The sequence below is a fragment of the Thermoactinomyces daqus genome (assembly GCF_000763315.1).
GTDB lineage: Bacteria > Bacillota > Bacilli > Thermoactinomycetales > Thermoactinomycetaceae > Thermoactinomyces_A > Thermoactinomyces_A daqus.
The window spans coordinates 222,897-242,524 of sequence record NZ_JPST01000014.1 but is presented as its reverse complement, the minus strand read 5'-3'; the positions used below and the strand labels follow the sequence as shown (position 1 = coordinate 242,524).

At 47.4% G+C, this 19,628-nt stretch carries 26 protein-coding genes and 1 pseudogene; 4 read left to right on the top strand and 23 right to left on the bottom strand.

Annotated features, from left to right (window positions below; all coding sequences use genetic code 11):
• A partial coding sequence (locus JG50_RS0107835) for a TM2 domain-containing protein (protein ID WP_235281640.1) occupies positions 1–308 on the top strand: 308 nt, incomplete at its 5' end.
• 13 nt (positions 309–321) lie between these two features.
• Positions 322–1,119: a DUF4352 domain-containing protein gene (locus JG50_RS19285; RefSeq protein ID WP_081943782.1), complete on the top strand. Its 798-nt coding sequence runs from the start codon at positions 322–324 to the stop codon at positions 1,117–1,119.
• Between the two features lie 172 nt (positions 1,120–1,291).
• Here JG50_RS19285 and JG50_RS0107825 read toward each other — a convergent pair whose 3' ends face one another.
• On the bottom strand, positions 1,292–1,606 hold the full coding sequence (locus tag JG50_RS0107825) for a hypothetical protein (protein ID WP_033100532.1): 315 nt from the start codon (positions 1,604–1,606) through the stop codon (positions 1,292–1,294).
• A 206-nt stretch (positions 1,607–1,812) separates the two neighbouring features.
• On the opposite strand from JG50_RS0107825, the gene JG50_RS0107820 reads away from it, so the two are divergent.
• Complete coding sequence (locus tag JG50_RS0107820; RefSeq protein WP_033100531.1) at positions 1,813–2,478, top strand: Panacea domain-containing protein; 666 nt, start codon at positions 1,813–1,815, stop codon at positions 2,476–2,478.
• Positions 2,479–2,502: 24 nt separating this feature from the next.
• The gene (locus JG50_RS0107815; RefSeq protein WP_052154111.1) at positions 2,503–2,949 is read left to right on the top strand and encodes a type II toxin-antitoxin system PemK/MazF family toxin; all 447 of its coding nucleotides are present in this window, start codon (positions 2,503–2,505) and stop codon (positions 2,947–2,949) included.
• Positions 2,950–3,124: 175 nt separating this feature from the next.
• Here the strand turns inward: JG50_RS0107815 and JG50_RS0107810 are convergent.
• From JG50_RS0107810 to JG50_RS0107705, 22 genes and pseudogenes are all read right to left on the bottom strand, one after another.
• Positions 3,125–3,799: pseudogene (locus JG50_RS0107810) on the bottom strand (peptidoglycan recognition protein family protein); the annotation flags it as partial.
• A gap of 47 nt (positions 3,800–3,846) precedes the next feature.
• Positions 3,847–4,242 (bottom strand): hypothetical protein, encoded by a 396-nt coding sequence (locus JG50_RS20430; protein WP_052154109.1) that lies wholly within the window; start codon positions 4,240–4,242, stop codon positions 3,847–3,849.
• A 16-nt stretch (positions 4,243–4,258) separates the two neighbouring features.
• Positions 4,259–4,546, bottom strand: a complete 288-nt coding sequence (locus tag JG50_RS0107800) for a hemolysin XhlA family protein (RefSeq protein ID WP_033100530.1) — start codon at positions 4,544–4,546, stop codon at positions 4,259–4,261.
• 3 nt (positions 4,547–4,549) lie between these two features.
• On the bottom strand, positions 4,550–4,885 hold the full coding sequence (locus JG50_RS0107795) for a hypothetical protein (protein ID WP_033100529.1): 336 nt from the start codon (positions 4,883–4,885) through the stop codon (positions 4,550–4,552).
• Positions 4,882–5,847 carry a hypothetical protein gene (locus JG50_RS0107790; RefSeq protein ID WP_033100528.1) on the bottom strand — a complete coding sequence of 322 codons (966 nt, stop codon included), beginning with the start codon at positions 5,845–5,847 and terminating at the stop codon, positions 4,882–4,884. The genes JG50_RS0107795 and JG50_RS0107790 overlap by 4 nt, the downstream gene beginning before the upstream one ends.
• Positions 5,848–7,095, bottom strand: a complete 1,248-nt coding sequence (locus tag JG50_RS0107785; protein ID WP_033100527.1) for a Gp37-like protein — start codon at positions 7,093–7,095, stop codon at positions 5,848–5,850.
• Positions 7,096–7,106: 11 nt separating this feature from the next.
• Positions 7,107–8,024, bottom strand: a complete 918-nt coding sequence (locus JG50_RS0107780; RefSeq protein ID WP_033100526.1) for a phage tail family protein — start codon at positions 8,022–8,024, stop codon at positions 7,107–7,109.
• Entirely contained in the window at positions 8,017–10,224 is a 2,208-nt protein-coding gene (locus JG50_RS0107775) for a tape measure protein (protein ID WP_033100525.1), read from the bottom strand. The genes JG50_RS0107780 and JG50_RS0107775 overlap by 8 nt, the downstream gene beginning before the upstream one ends.
• Positions 10,217–10,513, bottom strand: coding sequence for a phage tail assembly chaperone (locus tag JG50_RS21045; RefSeq protein WP_374057978.1), 297 nt, complete (start codon positions 10,511–10,513; stop codon positions 10,217–10,219). The genes JG50_RS0107775 and JG50_RS21045 overlap by 8 nt, the downstream gene beginning before the upstream one ends.
• A 5-nt stretch (positions 10,514–10,518) precedes the next feature.
• Positions 10,519–10,884 carry a hypothetical protein gene (locus JG50_RS0107765; RefSeq protein ID WP_033100523.1) on the bottom strand — a complete coding sequence of 122 codons (366 nt, stop codon included), beginning with the start codon at positions 10,882–10,884 and terminating at the stop codon, positions 10,519–10,521.
• 3 nt (positions 10,885–10,887) lie between these two features.
• Positions 10,888–11,517, bottom strand: a complete 630-nt coding sequence (locus tag JG50_RS0107760) for a hypothetical protein (RefSeq protein ID WP_033100522.1) — start codon at positions 11,515–11,517, stop codon at positions 10,888–10,890.
• Positions 11,518–11,528: 11 nt separating this feature from the next.
• The gene (locus JG50_RS0107755; protein ID WP_033100521.1) at positions 11,529–11,918 is read right to left on the bottom strand and encodes a phage tail tube protein; all 390 of its coding nucleotides are present in this window, start codon (positions 11,916–11,918) and stop codon (positions 11,529–11,531) included.
• Positions 11,919–11,921: 3 nt separating this feature from the next.
• A complete protein-coding gene (locus tag JG50_RS0107750) occupies positions 11,922–12,320 on the bottom strand; it encodes a hypothetical protein (protein WP_033100520.1) in 399 nt (132 codons plus the stop codon).
• On the bottom strand, positions 12,320–12,733 hold the full coding sequence (locus JG50_RS18765; protein WP_052154108.1) for a phage virion morphogenesis protein: 414 nt from the start codon (positions 12,731–12,733) through the stop codon (positions 12,320–12,322). The genes JG50_RS0107750 and JG50_RS18765 overlap by 1 nt, the downstream gene beginning before the upstream one ends.
• Positions 12,734–13,303, bottom strand: a complete 570-nt coding sequence (locus JG50_RS0107740; protein ID WP_033100519.1) for a head-tail connector protein — start codon at positions 13,301–13,303, stop codon at positions 12,734–12,736.
• 10 nt (positions 13,304–13,313) lie between these two features.
• Entirely contained in the window at positions 13,314–13,502 is a 189-nt protein-coding gene (locus JG50_RS0107735) for a hypothetical protein (protein WP_033100518.1), read from the bottom strand.
• Between the two features lie 45 nt (positions 13,503–13,547).
• Positions 13,548–14,813, bottom strand: coding sequence for a phage major capsid protein (locus tag JG50_RS0107730; protein WP_033100517.1), 1,266 nt, complete (start codon positions 14,811–14,813; stop codon positions 13,548–13,550).
• 1 nt (position 14,814) lies between these two features.
• Positions 14,815–15,510 (bottom strand): HK97 family phage prohead protease, encoded by a 696-nt coding sequence (locus JG50_RS0107725; protein WP_033100516.1) that lies wholly within the window; start codon positions 15,508–15,510, stop codon positions 14,815–14,817.
• Entirely contained in the window at positions 15,477–17,447 is a 1,971-nt protein-coding gene (locus JG50_RS0107720; RefSeq protein WP_033100515.1) for a phage portal protein, read from the bottom strand. Before JG50_RS0107720 ends, JG50_RS0107725 begins: the two co-directional genes overlap by 34 nt.
• 85 nt (positions 17,448–17,532) lie before the next feature.
• A complete protein-coding gene (locus tag JG50_RS0107715; RefSeq protein WP_033100514.1) occupies positions 17,533–17,724 on the bottom strand; it encodes a hypothetical protein in 192 nt (63 codons plus the stop codon).
• Positions 17,717–18,943 (bottom strand): PBSX family phage terminase large subunit, encoded by a 1,227-nt coding sequence (locus tag JG50_RS0107710; RefSeq protein ID WP_052154107.1) that lies wholly within the window; start codon positions 18,941–18,943, stop codon positions 17,717–17,719. The genes JG50_RS0107715 and JG50_RS0107710 overlap by 8 nt, the downstream gene beginning before the upstream one ends.
• Positions 18,933–19,376 (bottom strand): hypothetical protein, encoded by a 444-nt coding sequence (locus JG50_RS0107705; RefSeq protein ID WP_033100513.1) that lies wholly within the window; start codon positions 19,374–19,376, stop codon positions 18,933–18,935. Before JG50_RS0107705 ends, JG50_RS0107710 begins: the two co-directional genes overlap by 11 nt.
• Positions 19,377–19,628: the final 252 nt, after the last annotated feature.

The window sequence follows — 19,628 nt, the reverse complement described above, 5'->3', positions numbered from 1 at the left end:
GCGATTTGTCGATGCAAAATTCGCGATTGCGAAAAGATTTAAACACAGAACAGCTGTTGTTTGTTAACTCTGAGTTGGAGCGAAAAGGGAAAAAGAAATCTACAGCTTATCTGCTCTGGTTTTTCTTGGGCAACTTCGGCGCCCATCGCTTTTATGTTGGAGATGTTATTCAAGGCATTTTGATGCTGTTAACTCTTGGCCTTTTTGGGATTTGGACTCTTATAGATGCCTTTCTGCTTTATTACCGCATCGAAGACATAAACGCACAGATCGAACATGAAGCCATTATGACTATTGGAAACAAATAAGGAGGATTTGAACATGGATCAGAACGTTACAAACCATTCTGAAGTGAAAAAATGGAACTGGGGTGCCTTTTTTCTCGGGCCGATATGGGCGATAGGTAACAGAGTCTGGATTGGTTTGCTCGCACTTATCCCAATATTCGGCATTATCATGAATATCATATTAGGTGCTAAGGGAAGTGAATGGGCTTGGAAAGCGAAATCATGGAAAAGTGTCGATCACTTCAAAAGCGTTCAGAGAAAATGGGCTTGGTGGGGATTAGGTGTTTTTGCCCTCTTCGTCATTTTCGGTCTTGCTTTCGGAGGAGAAGATACGTCTAACAATCAACCAGTAGCCGACAAACCGGCAGTATCATCACCTGCCTCGACTAAGAAACCGGATGAAAAACCTAAAGTGGCCAAGATCGGAGATTGGGTCAAAGCCGGGAAGCTGGAATATCGGGTAGATTCTGTTGAGGAGAAAGACCAGCTTAAAAACATAATGGGATCAAAGAAGCCAAGCGCCGGCAACTTCGCTATCCTGAAAGTATCAGTAAGGAATAATGACAAAGAGTCAAGGGTCATTGATTCCAGCATGACTGTACTGAAAGATAAACAAAATCGCTCATTCGAGCCGGATACGGATGCGATTTTATACGTAGTGGATGGAAACGACGAAAGCAGCTTTTTGAATGAAATTCCTCCGACAGGCGAAAAACAAATTACGCTGGTTTACGACATTCGCGGCGCCGCAAAAGATTATACATTCTATGGACAAAGCGGGTATGGTTGGGCCGATACAGGGTCAACGGCTGTCATTTCCTTAGCTAAATAAAAACGGCCCCAAGATCGGGGCCTATAACAATTAGAAATAAAAACTTTTAGCATTGCGGCGGCTCTCCTCCGGTTTTTCCAGCCGGGGGTTCTCCGATGAGAAAACGTTTCATCATTTTCACCTCCTATCTTGACATCTTTTTTAGACGTTATTTTTAAAATTCCTTCCCTTTTCAGAAATTAATTTGCGTACCTTTTTTGATCCTGAGTTTCGCTTCTGTCATGGCTTCATACTCAAGCGCTTTTTTGTTATCCAGTACTTTAAGATCGTGTTTTTTAATACAATCTAAACACGCCTTGATCCCATTGTCGTCCATGTTTTGTGTGTCTTCAACGATCCGAATATGTATTCGATTTAAACGGAGACAGCAAACATCACAGTAATCATCCATGTCAGTATAGACTGGGTGCGGGTCTGTTGCTATCACCTTTCTCAATTTATGTTCCTCGATATCGGCCAGCCTTCGGACTCTTTCTGATCTATCCATACGCAACCCCTCCCAAAAGTATCATATAAAGCCGTTTCAATTTAGGCAAGAGGCCAAAAGGCCCGTTAACTCAAAGCACTTATAAAGATGATCTAAATAAAGCTGTTTTCCTGTATTTCAGTTAATTCAAGACTTCAATTCTTATAGATATGGTCTATAATGGAGTTAGGGATGCGGAAAATGAATCGCTCATAGGGGTGTTCTGATTGGATAACAATCTCAAAAAATTACTGGTGTACTTTCTTAAAAATGCTCCTGTAGGAATGAGTCGAACTTCCCTTGTAAAATTCGTATACCTGTTTGAATATTATTATCGCAATAAATACGGCAAACATTTTACTGAAACGCAATTTATCAGATACAATTATGGCCCATTTGATCAGAAAGTTGTGGACACTGTTTCAGAATTGACAACTGAGGGCATAGTAAATGTAGTGAATGGGTATTACATGGATTCGGTTACTTATGAATATACGCTTAACACTCAATCTGAATATGAAGCATATGATGAACTAACAGGCCAAGAACGCTTTATTGCAGACGTTTTAATCAGTAAGTTGAGCAATCTCACAGCTACAGAAATAGCTGATTTCTCCTATTCAACCCCGCCGATGCTTGAAATCCTTGAACTCGAGAAAAAATACGACAGCCGCCTATATGGAAGGAGGCTAAATATGACCAAAACAAGCCCTGTTTATCGTCCGTCCAAAAAAAGGCTTATCGCAGCCCGGAAACGGTTAGCTCAAAGAGACAAAACTAGGGGGACGAAAGAAGAGCGTGCCCTTTACCGATTAGAGCTATACCATGAGTTTCAGGACTTACGGGATCAGGTCAATAAAGTTTTCGCTGAGCTAGAAGAAGAATATAGATAATCACCATGAGGGAGAGGAAAGCGGTTGAAACAGAACAGCCAATTATCTAAGGTGGCAGAATTGGCGGATTTGAGAAGCTTCCCATTTGGATCAGTTTGGATAATTGGGGATGAAGAAATATCTTTTCCCGCAAATCGAGAAAACCGCAAGCTTCATAAAAACCGTTGGGTCGTTATTGTCTCAAATAATTCTTTAGTCAATAACGATCCAACGTGTTTTACTGTAACGGTTGCTCCTTTAACAAGTAAATGGGATTATAAAGACGAAATTGACGTCGAATTATTCGTTCAAAATGAAACCAGTATTGAAAAAAACTCTATAGTGCGGTTAACTCAGATGCAACCAGTTTTGAAGCAGAAGCTGCAAATATGTAAAGGTGAACTTTCAGACGATGCGAAAGATGAATTATTAGCAGTACTGGCTGATTATTTCGGATACATAGGAGATATTGACGAAGAAGATTACTTATAATACACAAAATGATGACAAGCCCTCGGTCTTAAGACCGAGGGTAAATTTTGATTTCTTTAACTTCACTGTCGACAGCCTTTTTGACTGCTTCGGCGATTTTATCGGAATAGACCGTATCGAGAACGACTTTTCCCTCTACTTCTACTCGATACGTCGGTCGGAAAAGAGAATGCCACGTTTCCTGTCCGACGATCCCATCAACTTTCAATCCATATTGTTTCTGGTACGCCTCCACTGCCGCCTTCGTTTTCGGGCCATAATATCCATCGGCCGTAATTCCGAGCCTTTGCTGAACCTGTTTCACCAATTCCCCTTTAGAACCAAGCGAGAGCGGTAATTCATTGTCGTTATGGTATGTGATTTCCGGCATGATCGCGCCTTCCGATTTAATTTGATTGATGAAGGTGTTCCAGTAGGTGAGAATGTGACGCGGGCAATTCTTTCCGCTCCAATGCTGATGAGGAACCACCCGTTCAATTGGAATTCCATGCTTGTCCATGAGTTGCCGGATCAGCCAGATCGCGTTGGCTTTTGCTCGTTCAAAATCACCGTCAGCGTTTACACAAATCTCAATCGCCAAGGATTCCATATTTCCGGTTCCCCGTCCGTCACCTGCATGCCATGCAACCTCATCATCGGGGATCGACTGCCATATTTCGTGGTCGTCGACCGTGTAATGCCACGAAGCCTCCCGGTCATTCCCGTTGTATTGCAGTCGGGCATGAGCTTCTGCATCGGCTCCGGCTGCGGTGTTGTCGGTCTCATGAATGGTAATATAACGCGGAATCATTTTGATGCCTGGGCGGGTTTTCGTATTAGATTTTGGAATAAATAATTGTTTGATCTCCATGTTGATGCTCCTTTCTATGAATTAAAAGAGGGCAAACGCCCTCTTAATCATTGTTGCGGTTGTGCTTGCGGGTCGGCTGACTGCTCCGGGGTTGCGGCTTCTGCCGACTTGATTTTGTTTTCAAGCGTATTTGCTAGTTCTTTTTCGATCGGCTTGGTTAATTGAACATTGATAGAATCAGGCTTTTTCAGCAGGTTTGAAATACCTTCCCGGACGTTCTTCACGCCTGAATGAACACCAACTGCGGACAGCCCGAGCGCGAGCCCGTCGATCAATCCTTGTTGCCAATTCCCCGGATCGATCAAGAACACCCCGGTAAGCGCCCCGAGTACTACAGCCACTACTGGAGAGTATTTTTGAGGAAATCCTACGTCTTTCAAAAGCGCACAAACGGCCACGATAGCCCCGACAGCAGATACACCAAAGATTTGAACATCAAACATAAACATCATCCTCCAATTAGAAATGGGATATATAAAAAAGCGCCTCGATTGCTCCAACAATCAAAGCGCCTATTGCCGTACGCCATAACCAAGCAATTTGATTTTCAACTTTTTGCGATAACTCTAGCGCGTCTTCAGCTTTGTTGAGGGCTAACCGGCTTCTCTCATCTGCCTGATAGGCCACCTCAACCCTTCCCTCTAATTTGTCTAATCGACTCTCAATACGCTGCAAGGATCGGGAAACCTCCTGAAGGGTATCGTACATCTCCTTTATGGAAATGACGACGCCGTTATTTTCATTCATCGTCTACACCCCTTTATTAGCCAACCAGTTGAGTAAAATAGTTTTAATATCATCTGCTGTTGGTGATGCCTTCGCTTGCAAGTCCGATTTTAGCTGTTGGTCAGGTGTCGGCTCAGGTGGCGGCGGTGTCGGATCGTGAGCCGCTACAACCTGATCCATCGTCGCTTTTTCGGGTGAATCTGCTGTCACACTATCAGGAACTCGAACATAAACCCGACTGCACACCCCGTTGCTACAGTTCTCCCCCCAAACGGTTTCTACGGGCACACCGGCGGCAAGTAACTCATTATTCAGCTTGAGGTTACAGCAAGTTTTGTCATACGGATAATCCAGGCTCATTGCCATTTATCCCCCAATCTAAAGAGAGTCAGTGAAGGCGAATTAGGCCCCCACCAAAAGGCATTTACCGCTCCACCTGTTGACTGATAGTAGGAAGCCCAAACAAAATCACCTTTAGAAAAACTCTTAATTGCCGTCAAACTCGCTTCAACGTTGTTTGCTCGTGCCAGGATAGCGCTGTTGGTGATCGTCTGTGATCCGCCGGCGGCAGAATAGGCAATAGCGCCAATACCCGAAGAGGCGCTAATTCTATAGTTGAAGTTGATGAGATAGATTCCATCCATCGGAATAATGATTCGATCGTTCGTCATGTCGGCCATTCCTGGAAAAGTAGCGTGAGCGGAATCGAAATTAACTGTAGTATAGGTTGCGTTGTTTATGATCTGTCCTGGATCAGCAGCCTGATACAGCTTGCAAGCAACAATCATATCTTGCGGCAGAGAAGGGATACGCTCATCAGTGATTGTGAGGTTTGCCCCTGTGGTTGCAGTGGTCGGGACTAACACCTGAGCAAGCGGAATCTCCCATCTGCTCGCCTCGATCTGTGTTAAGACCGGAGGCGTAGGGCTGGCCGCTGCCGTGCCCTGTAATACCTCGACTGTAATGGTGTTTTGCGTCCAGTCAAGCCGGAGCACGACACGGTCAATCCTGTTGTATCCGTTGGCGTTGGTGTTCTGAGCGATTACTTTATTAATTGTTGCGTCACTTGAGAAGAAATGCCCGTGAATCCAGGCCTTACCGGGGCTGACGTCAACAGAGAGCGTCGAGGAATTCCCCGTTACCGTTAATTCGCCTTGGATGTCGTTATAATCACTGGGCCGGCTGACGAAGCTGTCAAAAATGGCGTCGATATTGTCCGGCAGGACACCAGACATTCGCCAAAAGCGGGCCATCTTGGCCCATTGCGTTTCTGTCACGTTAGAGCCTTGGCCTTCATCAAACGGAAAGTATTCAGTTGCCATCTAATAACCTCCTTCCAGGTTGGTCAATCGTTCTTCTATTCGAGTAAACCGGTCTGTCAGATAAGGGAAAGGCCATTTATTGCTGATATAGTTTGTTGAGCCAACAGTCGCGGAAATTTCTTCGCCGCTCTGATCAGTCAAAGTGATTGTAATCTCATTGATATAATCCAAAACCTCAATTAACTCATCCTCCGATTCGCCCTCATGGATCACCACTCGGACATAATCCCCTAAATCCCAATCAACCCCGAGTTGTGGGCCGCCGTCAACCTCTGTAATGGTTGCGGTGCAATTGATTTTTGAAATCATGTTCTTTTCGGCATCTGCTTTCCCATCTTCTAGTTTGAGCGCATCCCAGGCGGCTTGTTTTAGTTCGTTTGTATCAGTGGTTCCGCGTTTGTCCACAAACTGAACCCAATTCCCCCAGCGAGCACGGGCGTATTCGTTCCCGCTATAAGCGAACTGGCGATATACCGGCGCATCGCCCTGGTTGGTATCCCGCCCGCCTCCAACGAGAACGAAAGTATAGTCAGGCCGCTCATAGGTATAGTCATATGCAATGAGGTTTCGCAGCCTCACGGAAAATTCAACGCCGCCAGAGGTTCCATTTTGCCAACGGTTTGTCCAGGGGATTAATTTAAACTCAAGCTGATTTGAGTCATTTTGCGTGATCCCGTAATTGTAACCGGGGATGTGCAAAATGAGATCGTCCAAAACCTTCTTCATCGGATCGAAGCGGGCCACGTAGTAAACCTGTTCGCCTCGATCTTGCGATGCCTCAATGACCAGATTGGGAACCCGCCGAGAAGCGTCCGGGCAGTTCGGGCCTATGTTCGAATCGACATAATTCTTTAGCACCCGCTCAGCGGCCCCGCTTCGGGAGTCGTAGGCCATGTTGAATTGAGTGGTGTAACGCCAAGGGTCAGGCAGGCATAATTCCCTCAAAAGATGACCGTTTTCATCTGTACCACTTAGAGTTAAGGTTTGAGTGTTTCCTTGGAGGCTTCGGCCGATCCGGGTGATTGGGCCGGAGAAATACCGCTTTCCTTTTCTCCATACCTCGATTCCATACCGTTCATTTTGGTATTGGTGCTTTAATTCCTCGCATCCTAAATCAAGCTCCAACACCCACCCACCCACATCATTCCGCCGCCGGGTCATCTCTAACCGCTGATAACGGCTGATCTGCTGGACTTTCTCCAGCGTTGAATTGTCTCTAATGAATATCTGGTAGTGGCCGCAACTCATCACCTCACCTCCTAGATGGTCAAATACCGCGTCTGATAGGTCAGATCGACTTTTGTTTCGCTCGTCGGTGTGTCAATCTCGATTCGGATTTTGTTGTCACCAACAGCAAAACCAAACATGGAGCTTCCAGGGTCAGCTTGTTGCCATAGGGGCGTGCCGTTATTCTTCTCCACTTTGAATTTGCCCGGGGTGGTGTCGATGATTAAATACTCGCTCGGGCCTAATAGCGTTGCATTATTATTAATCGGATCATGCAGGTGAATAAACTCTCCGGTCGTCAGATTGTCGATTCGTAAATTTGAAGCTGGCCCGTAGATCGTCCAGATTGGATAAGCCACCGCTTCGCCATCGTTAGTGACAGTGAAGTCCCCGAATACCCCATAATGACTAAGAGTCAAGGGGAAGAATGGGAAAAAGGTAGAGGCCGTGCTTTGTTGGGTTAATGTGATTGATGTTGTGGTTGTGCTGTACCAGTAAGGGTCAAAGGCTTTCAGAACCAGCGCAATCATTTGGAAGGTTTGCCCCGTGTTGTCCCTATTTTCCTGCCCTTGCGCTCCGTCCTCGTACCAGCAAACCAGCTCCCTTACGCTGTTGTCTGGCGTGATAATCTGCAATTTGCCGGGGCCCCGGAGCGGATTAAAGGCGCTGATATACTTTCGGATTGCCTGCCGTACTGAGGCCGGGTCATTTCCTTTAATAATCAGCTTCATTCGGATTTCTCTGGGCTCGATGGTCAGGCGCTGGACTGAGGCCCCTTCCTGTAACGGTGTTTGCCCGCAATCCCCCTGCACCGGTGTCGACTGCTCAACAAACGAAACGGGAGGCATAAAAAAGCCCTCCCGATCGAACAAAACATCAATATCCGGTTGTCCTGTTAATTGATACTCTGTCCCGCCTGCATCGATCCATTTAATAATCTCATCACCCATGGAGCCATAACCCCCTCCTTTGGGCGTTAATCACGCTCCGAGCTATATTTTGATCGTCAACATAGAAATGGTTGTGAATAATCGGGGCGCCTCCTCCGACACCCATTTCTTTAGCGATTGCCTGAGCGAATGGCTTCATTCGCTGACCGGAAAGAGGTACAACAGCCTCCGGCCCGGCTTCGCCCACTCCGATAACACTGGCCTTATCGAAGATTCCGCCTTTCGCATACCACGACACGGAGAATTTAGGGTAGGGAATCGAGATCGGGCCGACTTTCTTCGTCCCTAGCGAAACGCTAACGTGCGGTAACTTAAATTTGGGAATGCTGATATGGATTCCCCTAAAAACGCCTACGATTTTATTTTTCAGTCCGACTAGCTGCTTCCACCAACTGCTTAATTTGCTATAAATCTGATCTACTTTCGACGCGATTGCAGATTTTACACTGTTCCATGCGTTTCCGGCCGCCTTCCCGGCGCTCCGGCCCCAGGAAGTCAATTTAGCGTTTGCGCCAGTCGCCAAATCGTCCAGCTTGGACAACAGCTTTTGTTTCAGAGTGGAAAAAGGCTTCAATAAGATATCGCCGAGGTTTGTCTTTGATGCGCGAACGCTGAAAGAGGTGACAAACCGTGTCCAAACTCCATCAAAAACTTTATCAATCAACGCCCTAACAGGTTTTCCTAGCGTGTTTACGCTCTGGGTGAACCATGCCAGGAATCTACCAACAAACGGAATCTTGGACAGCGCGCCAGCAATCGCAATGCTCCATCTTTCAGGAGCAAGCCAGATACCCGCAAGGATTGTGATCACTTTTCCAGCATTTTGGGTCAAAACCGGTATCCAGTTACCGGACAAGATGCCATCAACAAACCCGAGCGCGAACCCTACGGCATTTTTAGCAGCGCCTTCACCGATTGAAACCCAATCAAGTTTGCCAAAAAACCCTATAATGGCCGTACCGATTTTTTCGGCCTGCTTCCCCAATGAACTAAGGCCACTAACTAAGAGATCACCTATTGCTTTACCGAGTTGAGCCGCATTCCCGCTTTTGACGGCATTTTGCAACTCCTCGCTGAACCTACCCGTAAACCCAATGGCAAAATCTTTCACTTTACTCCCCAAATTGGTAAGTGCTTGGTTGATGTCCATGGATTTAAATTCTTGACTTATCTTATCAATAAGCGCCTGCCCTATACCCTGAACGGTTCCAATAGCGGATTTAAGAGCATAGCCGATGTCTGCGCCGATATAGTTCCAGTTCATACTTTTCAAGTCGTTTCTAAACATATCAAACCAGTTAAGGGCCAAGTGGATGTCCGGTGCAATGCTCTTTGGAAAAAGGCTCGCAATTGCAGCGCTTAGGTTTCCTGACTTCAGGCCCTGGGAGAAGGTTTGCAAGGCCTGGTTAACTCTCGGCAGCACATTGGTTTCCAGCCCTTTGAACATAGGTTCAAACAGCTTTCCTAATACCAGTTCCGACTGCTCTTTCATCTGCTCAAGTTGACCAGAAAAGGTATTAGCGGCCTTTTGCATAGCCCCGCCAAACTTATCGCCGAGGCCGTCGATCAGGAGAGGAAGGACATCCTTAGCAAGTAACTTTCCGTCTGAACCCATTTTCATCAATTCGGCTGTGCTTTTGTGCATTTTCTCGGAGAGAATTTGCCATGCGGGAATACCGTTTTCCGCTAATTGGTTCATTTCCTCGGCCGATACCTTCCCTTTAGCGCTGATCTGGGCGATTGCCAGTGCTACATTTTCCATTTGCTCACTGCTACCACCCACAGCCGCCACAGCATCGCCGATTTTTTTAATGTAAGGCACGACGTTTTTTGCATTAACGCCCATTGAGAGGAGCAATTTTGCCGACTTTGACAGGCTGTCAAAGTCAAACGGGGATTTAACCCCAATTTGTTGGAGTTGCTGGATCATGTCCTTCGCTTTTTCGCCACTTTTTAGGAGGGTGGTAAATGAGGTTTGGGCGCCCTCCATCTTGATATTTACCTCAAAACCTTTCCCGATGACGTTCTTCAGCCCCTCAAAACCTCCGACAATCCCGCCCACAGCCAAAGCTGTTTTTGCAAAAGACTTGCTTGTTTCACTAGCAAACCGATCAGCCGCTTTCCGTGCTTGGCTTAATCCTGAAAAAAGATCTTTTGAATCTGCCCGAATATCAACAAAAACCTCACCGACGCTAGCCATTCACCCGCCCCCTTTCTTTGGCTAATTCCACAAGTCGCTCCTGCTCCTCTCGGCTGACACGTTTCTTATATCGCTCTTTGAGAATCTCCTCAGCGTTAAAGATATCCGTAGGTTTGGTTGGCTTCGACCACAAAGAGCGCATATCCGCCAGTATCAACGACACTAACTGATAGCGTCTAATCTCCTCGTCTTCGAGTCGTCTGAGATTGCCGTTATAAAGGTCAATAAACTCATGGGCCGTCATATTCCAGAATTCATCCGGCTTTAAGCCTAGCGGCCCGAAGGCGATAGTTTTTATTTCGGCCCAGTTGAATTCTTTTTTTCATCTTCTCCAACGACTCCTAGCTTTTCAAAGAAGATAGATAAGGCTTTCCCGATCGCTTCATCAACTTCACTATATTTGCCCATTTCCACCGCCAAGTCCAACAACTCCCCGGCCTGTTTAATTGTGATGTTTTCATCATCTTTAAGAAGCGCCGCCCAAGTAAAAGTGATCATGTCATTAAAGCCCGGTGTTTTACCATCGAGCGTTTCCATGATCTCGACCACTTTTTTTCCTGTAGCAGCTTCCAGAGCAGCCATGCTGTTAAAGGTAAAGGTAAAAAGGCGAGGCCGGTCTAACTCGACCACGTATTGCCCGCGTTGTTCATTGGTTTGCATCTATCAGCCCTCCCGGTAATAAACCTTATCTTTGCCTTTAAACTCTATGGATTCGTTCACGATCCCGTCGACTGGAACTTTCGGCCCGGCTTTGGTGATCAGACCATAGCCTTCATATCTCCGGTTTGTAGTGGTATCCACATACAAGACAAAAACCATCTCATTATCTTCGAGATGGTCTAAAAATGAGCTATCGGCCCAATACCAATCAGCTTTACCGTTAAAACCTCTAAGTGTGGCAATTGATTCCTCCCAGCCGTTGCTGCAAAAGGTTGTGACGTCTTGATCAGCCACTGTGATATCTAACTCCCAGTTGAAGAAATTGCAAATGTTGGTGACAGGATAAGCATAGCCCGAAGCCCTAACCTGTGTGCCACTTTCCAGCGGTGTGTTAAAAAGGACTCTTCCACCCGGATATTCGATTACATAGCCGCTGGCCGTCGTCCAGGTATTCCCGCCGTCTGCGCTGGTTTCAATCAAGACAGCTTTTGAAGTATCCCAATAACGATCTGAGCTATTGCCGATAATAAAAGTCTTCATATCCCCGCTTGGGTTGTCCATTGCCACGCCCGTAAAAGAAACACTAGGGCCAGTCTTACAGTAGACGGCCCCCATCATTCCGCTAATTGCCATTGATATCACCTCTACGGCGTATACGTCAGCGCGCCGGTTCCTTTTCCTTCAAACGATCCCTGCACAATATCGTCAACTGGTGTGGTTACTTTTAATGAAGTAAGAAGAACCGAACCGGAATATTTCGATGTGCCGGTTCCTTGTGGGTAAAGATCAAGGGTAACGGTTGTGCCGCCCAGGATAGCGTCTTGCAGAGCTTTCTGGCCAACGTCCGACATATTCCATTTCACATCAAGTTTCACCGTCCAGTTTTTCAGGCCGGCGATTGACTCCTCCCAGCCGCCGGAGTCAAAAGTTGTTGCATCAAGATCAGCGGCTCCGATGTCCAATTCCCAGTTTCCAACCTCGCCGACTGCGTTTGTGCCTTGCATTACTTTGCCGCCATAACCTGCAATGGCCATCTATCATACCTCCTCTTGAACCTGTAAGGTGAACGTGGAAATATAGCGCGGTTTGACTGATGTTACATCAAGATCAAGCGCGCCGCTTGTCACCTCGGATAAAATCACCGTGCCGTTAAGGTCAGCATCGGCATGAAAAGCGTCTAAAACTTGCTGGATTAAAGACTTTGTTTTATCCATCACCACTTTGTCAGAGTCATCAAGCGCAACATATAGCCGCATAACAAAGGTGTAGACAATCATCCGCCGGCCATAACTTAAGCGGTGTTGCTCAAAAGATGAATATTGGAGCGTAATGGCCGGCAAACTCGATAAGTCTTTTGGCTCGTAATCGTAGGTTGCAACGCCGGAAATAGTGCTTAAAATGTTCATGATTTGAGACTCAACAGACTGTAAACTCATTATGTCACGCTCCTAATAGCGGCCCGTACCAGATCGGGAACTCGTTTCTGCGTCTCATCAGCCGAGCGTTTCAGATAATGTTTACCTTTGATGTTCACTTTCCGGGCGTACACCACCTTGTCATCAACCACAAACCGAAGATACTTCTTATTCTTCGGCTTAATAGTCCCGCCAAGCTCTTGAATTCGCGCGTAGACTACAGCGCTCCCGTATCTTGTCCCAGTTGGCCGAACTGGCGAAAGGTTGAAGATACTTCGCCTTAAATGACCGGTTTTTACCGGTGCATTCTTCTTCGCCTGGGCCACCCCATAGGCCAGGACATTTTTAACCGACTGCATAACCGCTCGATTCAGCTTATCGGCTCCCGCCTTAAAAGCCGCATCATCAACTCTCACTTTTACGCTGATCCCCATTTAGATCACCGCCATATTAGGCCGCCGATAACGATCAAGCATCTGGGCCGCTATTGAAGGAAACCGCCACTGACCGACGATTACCTCTGATTCTCCGTAAGTCTGCGAGTAGTCTAGGCTATCGCGCTTATACCAATAATGGGTAATTAGTAATGCGGCCTGTTTGATGTCTTGCGGAATAGCGTTCTTATCTGCTCCCAGGCCCGCAGTGAATGTTACTTGAATGTTTTTTCGGCCTTTTGGGAATGCATCTCCGGTCGTGTAGTAAATAAATCCTTCCGGGTAAAAGTCAATGTTGTCCGTGGCGTCCACACCATCCACCAAGACGGAGGAAACGGATTGAATCGGATAATATGGCAAGGCGAGTTCGTCCGAGCCGTCACCGTCAAGCGCGATAGTAGCTGATTTATTGATAATTGGGCCGTTTATATAAGTCTCGCAAAAATCGCTGGCCCGATTGATCAGCGATTCGATCAGAACGTAATTAGGGTCAGTGGAAACGGGCAAGTCCTTTTTCATATAATCGAAAACATCTTCAACATCCAACAGGGCGTTTGTTTGTAGGGTCATTTGCTACCCCTCACTTTGTAGCCTTAACCTCTGCCTTTTTGTTCTGTCTGGCTTTTTGTGGAATCTCATCGTCACTTGCTTTTACAAAATGGTTCGGCCATGAGTGCAACAAATACTCGGCGTATTCATCCTTGTATTCGCGTACTTCGTTTTTCTCCTCACCATTTGGGCCAGAATGGCCAAGATATTTAAGCCACATTCCAAAACCTCCTTAAAAAGTAATAGGAGAGCCGAAGCCCTCCTATTAAGCCATATGAACTTTTACGACAGCTACACCAGCATTCAAACCGGCCGGTACAGCATAAGCGATACGCTGCGTACCAACCAGTTTTGTAATGTCTTGGTCGATATAGTCCTGGGACTTAATCGTCAAGGTGCGACGATCACCGAGCAGGACAGAACGTTTGTTTACGATTAAGTTACTTTCGCTGCTGGTCGTGTTTTCCCCGCCGTCAGCGATTTTGCGTACACCGGAGGTAACGAGAATCGGCATACCTTTATAACGGCCAACTTCACCGCTGACCAGTACAGCGTTGCTGCCGTATTGGCTGATTTGTTGGATGTTCGGGTTGTTGTACAGATAGTCATAGTAGGTGTTAATCCCGACAAAGAAGAGCAACTCAGCCGGATCAATACCGTAAACGCCCATTGCTTTCAGGGCATCGGAAAGGGCTGTGTCAAACTCTTGTTGAGTTGCGGCAGTGGCGCTAGTATTCGCCGAACCGGCTTCCTTGGTCACACCAGCGCCGCCGATAATCCCCGTACCGCTAACAGCCATGCCGCCGTTGATTGTACCATTCAGGAAGAATTCTTCCTCGTTTTTAGCCAAACCTTCGGCAATAGCGGCCCGGATTTCAGGCAAAACCGCGATAATGGCATCTTCGCCTTCCTCGGTCGACACCGGCACATTTGCGGCCAGCTTGGAAGCGGTCAACGTCACGTTGTCGATGAAATCAGTGGTGTTTTCAGCAATTGCCGCACCTTCACCCGGAGCCGATACATCAGCCGGGCCAGTGCGTACAGGGACTTTGAAGGGGTTGCTCGGCATGTTGATGACACGGATACCGGAAGTCCGAACCCGTACAAGCGCCTCTTTAGCCCGAATGATTTCATTGGCCAATTCGGTGGGGTTCCACTCAGCACCTACGGTCGTGGTAATTACCGATTTAGCGCCGTCATACTTCAAAGTTTTAGTCCCTTTGATAACGTCAAGTAATTGCTTATCTGCTTTGCTCAAGTTACCAGCGCGAAGCCCTACCGGGAATTCAATTTTCTTCTCGCTGCGAATCTTTTCCAGCTTTTCAGCGGTCAGCTTCTCGACAATATCTTTGATCGTTTCAGATTCTTTCGCCTCAGCTTCGGCCAAGCGTTTAGCCCGAGCCTCTGCTTCCTCCTCTGCCTTTTTCATCATCTCTGCGGCGCGCTTTTCGGCGCGGAATTTATCAAGCTCCTGCTTCATGTCACTAATCATTTCGTGCAGTTCTTGCACTTGGTTTTTTTCAACTGCCATTTTACAAACCTCCTAAGATTTGGTTGATTTCCAATTGGGTTTTAGTCAATTCCTCAAAAGCCTGTTGTCTATAATCAACTTGTTCCTCAATGGCCGGATCACCAATAGCATCAAAGGGCTCCGGTTCGCCCAGTTCCTTCTGGCCGGGCTCCTCGGCCTGATCGCCATTCGTGTCCAGAACGGTTTTCCTCTCTTCAATCTCAAGCCCTTTCCAGGCTTTCGCCATCGAAAAGAGCGCGTAAGGATTGGCCGGAATGCCCACAATGGAGATTTCCAACAATTTGACTTTCTTGATAATCGGATAATCGTATTGAAACAGGCCCCCAATACTAAAGGCCCTGAGCGTCCCTTCTTTCACTTTCTCTCTGACCATCGAAGTAAACGGGTCAGGAGAGTTCGAGAGCTTAACGCGAACCCAGAGACCGGCTTCATCGACTTTAGCGTCGACCGTCTGGCCAACCACAGACTCAACGCTGTTAGTGTGATTTGCCAAAACGACCGGATTCAATTTATAGTCATTCAGCGTCTCACTAAAAGCATCCTTAGCGACTGTTTCGCCGTCTAAGTCCTCATTGAAAGTCGACGCATAGCCCTCAATGTAGACATAACCGTCATCGGCTTGCTTCACATCCTGGAATTCAGCCAGCATGTTAAAGCGTTTTTCTACAAAAGTTTCTTTTTTAGCCTGTTCGCCCATTCGGGGCCCTCCTTTCTATACATTTTCTCCAAGTCGATATATGGGGCGAAGGCCCTGACACAGTTGGGGTGAGCTTTTAGATTCGCCTGGGCCTTCTGAATCGTCCATATCTGGCCGTTAGCCCTTCGGCAATCCTCATCCCAATCGACTCCGTCCAGCACTTCCACCTTTTCTTGCCCTAAGTCGATATAAGCTTTCAGGTTGGCCGCATTATAGGCGTCCGCACTTTCTGATCTGGCAATTGTCCGGGCTCGATAACCTCGGGCCTGCTCAAATACCCCGGCGATTCCTTTATAGTTCTCGTCAGGATACCCGTAGGCGATTTGATTAATGGAATAGCCCCGGCGCATTCCTTCCAGGACTTCCTTCACTATCGCCTCCCTGGTCGTCTCATTAATCCGGGTGATCTTCTGCCCAAGCGTTTTAATAAGTTCAGCATTGGCCGGATTCTCTAAATCAAAGCGTAAATCAGTATCAAAAAACGCCCCCGCTTTCTCATAAGCGGCGCGTGCAACTGTGATGTGTAGGACGGAGAGGATCGCTAACAGTTTTTCATCTTCGGTATAGCTGTCCCAAAGCTCATCAGGTATAAAATTGTATTGCTTTCCTGTTTTTCCGGTCATGATGAGCTTTTCTAACACCCGGTTTTCCTGCTCCTCAAAGAATTTAACGAGATCAGGTTCAAACTCTTTGACCACTCGGGCAAGGTACGCTGTCCTGGAGCGCTGGAAAGTATCGCGGATTCCCTTGGCCGCTTTCGCTGCTTCCTCATTGGCCTGCTGATTGTTCTGCTGTTGATCCTGCTGCTGTTGATCTTGTTTCAGTGGCGCATACCCTAACCGCTCACGTAACTCATCGACCGTGAGGATTCCGGTATTCGCCAAATCCACCACCTCTTGAACCCGCTGACTTTCATCCTCTTGCACTACCGGATCAAAAGCGATAGTGAGATTCCCATACCTCGGAGCCAGTTCATTGTTTAGTCGTTCCTCGATGTCGGCCAATTTTGGGGCCATGGTTTCAGACCAAAAAGTTCGGTCTTGCTCCTCACTATTGCTATAGTTGGCGTTCTCCATGATCCCGAGCTTGGCCGGCGGTACGCCAAAAGCTGCCAGGATTCGATCTCGGTTAAATTTAGCCATTGAGAGGAATTCCATGTCGGCTTGTGAAAGGGTGATAGGCTGAAACTCCAACCCTTCCTCCATAATGGCAATTTTATTAGCGTTCTTGGCTCCGCCGTAGGTTCGCCGCCAATCTCTTGTGATCCGCTTAAAGGCTGCATCTGACAAGGTGTTGGGAGTTTTCAACACCCCTTTAATAATGGCCCCATTCTCAAAAAATGTTTTATCGTAAGTATTCCGCAAGTCTTCAAGCTCCAATAGCCCGGCCATCGCTTGAAGCGTACCCAGGCCATAAAACGGATTAAAGGGATTGAACGTTTTGAAGTGGATAACCTCGCGCCGTTCCAAGGGAATCAGCTTACCGTTCACGTCGTAGACATAGCCGGTTATGAACTCTTTCACGTCTGGAACCACTTGGACGTGGCGGCTATCCAATAACCAAATCTCTTTAGGTTGGCCCCGCCCGTCTATTTCGGACAAATACCAGAAGGCGTTTCCGTGAAGCTCAAGCCACGTTGCCGTACCTTCTAACAGTTGCTTGCCGCTCATGAACTGATTCGGCCGTTTCAAGATTTGTGGCAGCGGGCCCGATTCCATTTCATTGTCCGTTTTGCCTTGGTAGACTCGGAGCGGTGTCCGCTTCACTGATTGGGCGATAATGCGAACGCAAGCATAAACCCAGCTAATTCTTAGCATCATGGCCGGGTCTGTCGGGTCTTGATAAGAGTAAGGCTTGCCGTCGAGATAGGCCGGTACATCGAGCGGCGACTTTTGGCCCCGGCGGAATAAAGCGGCCATCTTGGACATCAGCCCCATTAGCTCACCTCCTTTGAACGTTACAAAAGCCGGGTTTTGTAACCTTATAATCGAATCGCTGAAAACCCAGTAAAATCAAGGGTTTTCAGCGATTCCAAAAACGAAAATATAGTACTTTTTCACCTGTTGGCCTCATTGATTGCCAGATACCATCCTCCGATGGCTCTTCTGTTAAACCTTGCGATAATCTGACTTCATATTCTTTAGCGTCATCAAGCCAATTTAAGGCCTTTAAGAGTAGTTCGCGTACTTGGCGCTTAGTCAATTTATCACTCATCCTCCTCGTCCTCCCATTCGATCACGCGGATTCCGCCGCTTCCCTGGGTCATGATGCCATACCTAATGGCATCCATCGCATGGTCGTTTACCTTCAGCGGCTTATCTTCGCCGCTTTTTTGGCTTTTCTCGTCCCATACATAAGAGGCAAACTCACGCCGGACATTTCGGCATGATTCTTGTATCAACAATCGGCCATTCTCGAGCGCCTTGGCCGTCTCCCGGATGCCGTCCAGCACATCATTCTTAGCTTTGACAACAGGGAGTCGGGTGCTTTGCTGCAACTCGGTTATAAAACTTGCCGCCGATGGGTCTATGATTACTCGGCTGATCGGTTTATCACCGACGAAAGCCAGTAAGTCCTCACAGTACTGTCTGTCTGTCTTCTGCCGGCCAGTCTCGCGGGAATTGTAATAATACTCCTTTAATACCCAGTAGCGCGAGCCCTGCTCTCTGGCAACCAGCAGGAAGACGCAGGGGTTATGAGTCCCGTAGTCGCACCATACCTGATATTCATCAATCTTTTCAGGCGCTTTGGTGAATAAATGCTTATCTTCATCCCACATGTCGTAAATAACACCCTCGGCCATCACCCATAGGCCAAGAATAAACCGCTTATACCATAAGCCTGTATACTCTTTCTTAAGCGATTCTATATAGGAAGGGTCTAACGCCAGATTGTCCGTTAACTCAAAATGGAAAACTCGCATATCAAGCTCATGGGCTTTATCAATATATTCGCTTTTCAGCCAATGATAAGGCGAATCGGGGTTCGTGGTTCCGAAAAACTTGCTGCCGGTGATTGAGTGGCGGAGCATTAATTGGCGGAAGAAACTTTCAGGCCATAACGTGATCTCATCACCATAAGAGCCGGCCAGCGTCATCCCGCGTATTTTCGACTCGGCCCGTTCGTCGTTAGCGCCTATGATATGAACCGTGCGGCCGAATATCTTTGCTTCACCAGTACCCCGGTTATATTTAAAATGCTTTCTGCCAGCGATGCGCTCCACTTCGTCCAAGATGTTCCGTTTAAGTGTGCGCTCCGTTTTACCAATCATGGCGAGAGCGCCAGGCGGCCCATCTTTGATATAGAGCAGCCAGCGGATAATAGAGGCAATGGTCTTTCCTGATCTTACTGCGCCTTCCCACAGATTGATCCGGGCTTGAGCGTTCATGATCGAGGCGGCCTGTTTGTCCGAAAATACCCAATTAGTCGTCATTACTGACCACCTTTTTCAGGGCTTCGGCAACGGCATCCAACTCGCCGCCGTCAGTCTCCTCGGCCCTCTCAAGCTCTAAGCGCCTCAAAGTTAATTCTTCCTGTTTAAGTCCCAACTCTTTCTCTTTGTTGATCTTGTCCCACAACGTCCCCATCACTATGGCGGAGTCCCTGGCGTTCGTCCGCTCTACGACTTCGGGGTCTAAAACCCTATCCATATAGGTATTTATGATAGCCCATGCTTTTTCAATGTGTTCACGCTTTTTTTGGGCACGTAGCTCCGCGAATTCGTCAGACTCACTGACAACCTTCCTAACAGTAGAGTCAGACACACCAAATTTCCGGGCCGTCTCTTTCTTGTTGCCGCAGGATGCAAAATAAGCCCGGATTTCTTCTCTTAACTTATCGTCTATCTTCTGCCCTCTCCGGGCCATTCGTATCACCTCCAATAAAAACACACTGGGCAGAGTGGGAATGGTTCCTACTCTGCCCAGTGTGCAAGCCAGGCGGGGGACGATGGAGGGAGTTCACGCTCCCTTTTTAGTTTTTCCTGGCTTGAATCAGGGAAGGGCGGAAGATGGGAATTTGCAACCAGAAAGGGGATCGTTTACCGCACTTTCACTTGGTTTATCCCTTCCCTGATTCAAAACAGAAATTCAGACCGAAGGCGGCAACTATATACCGAG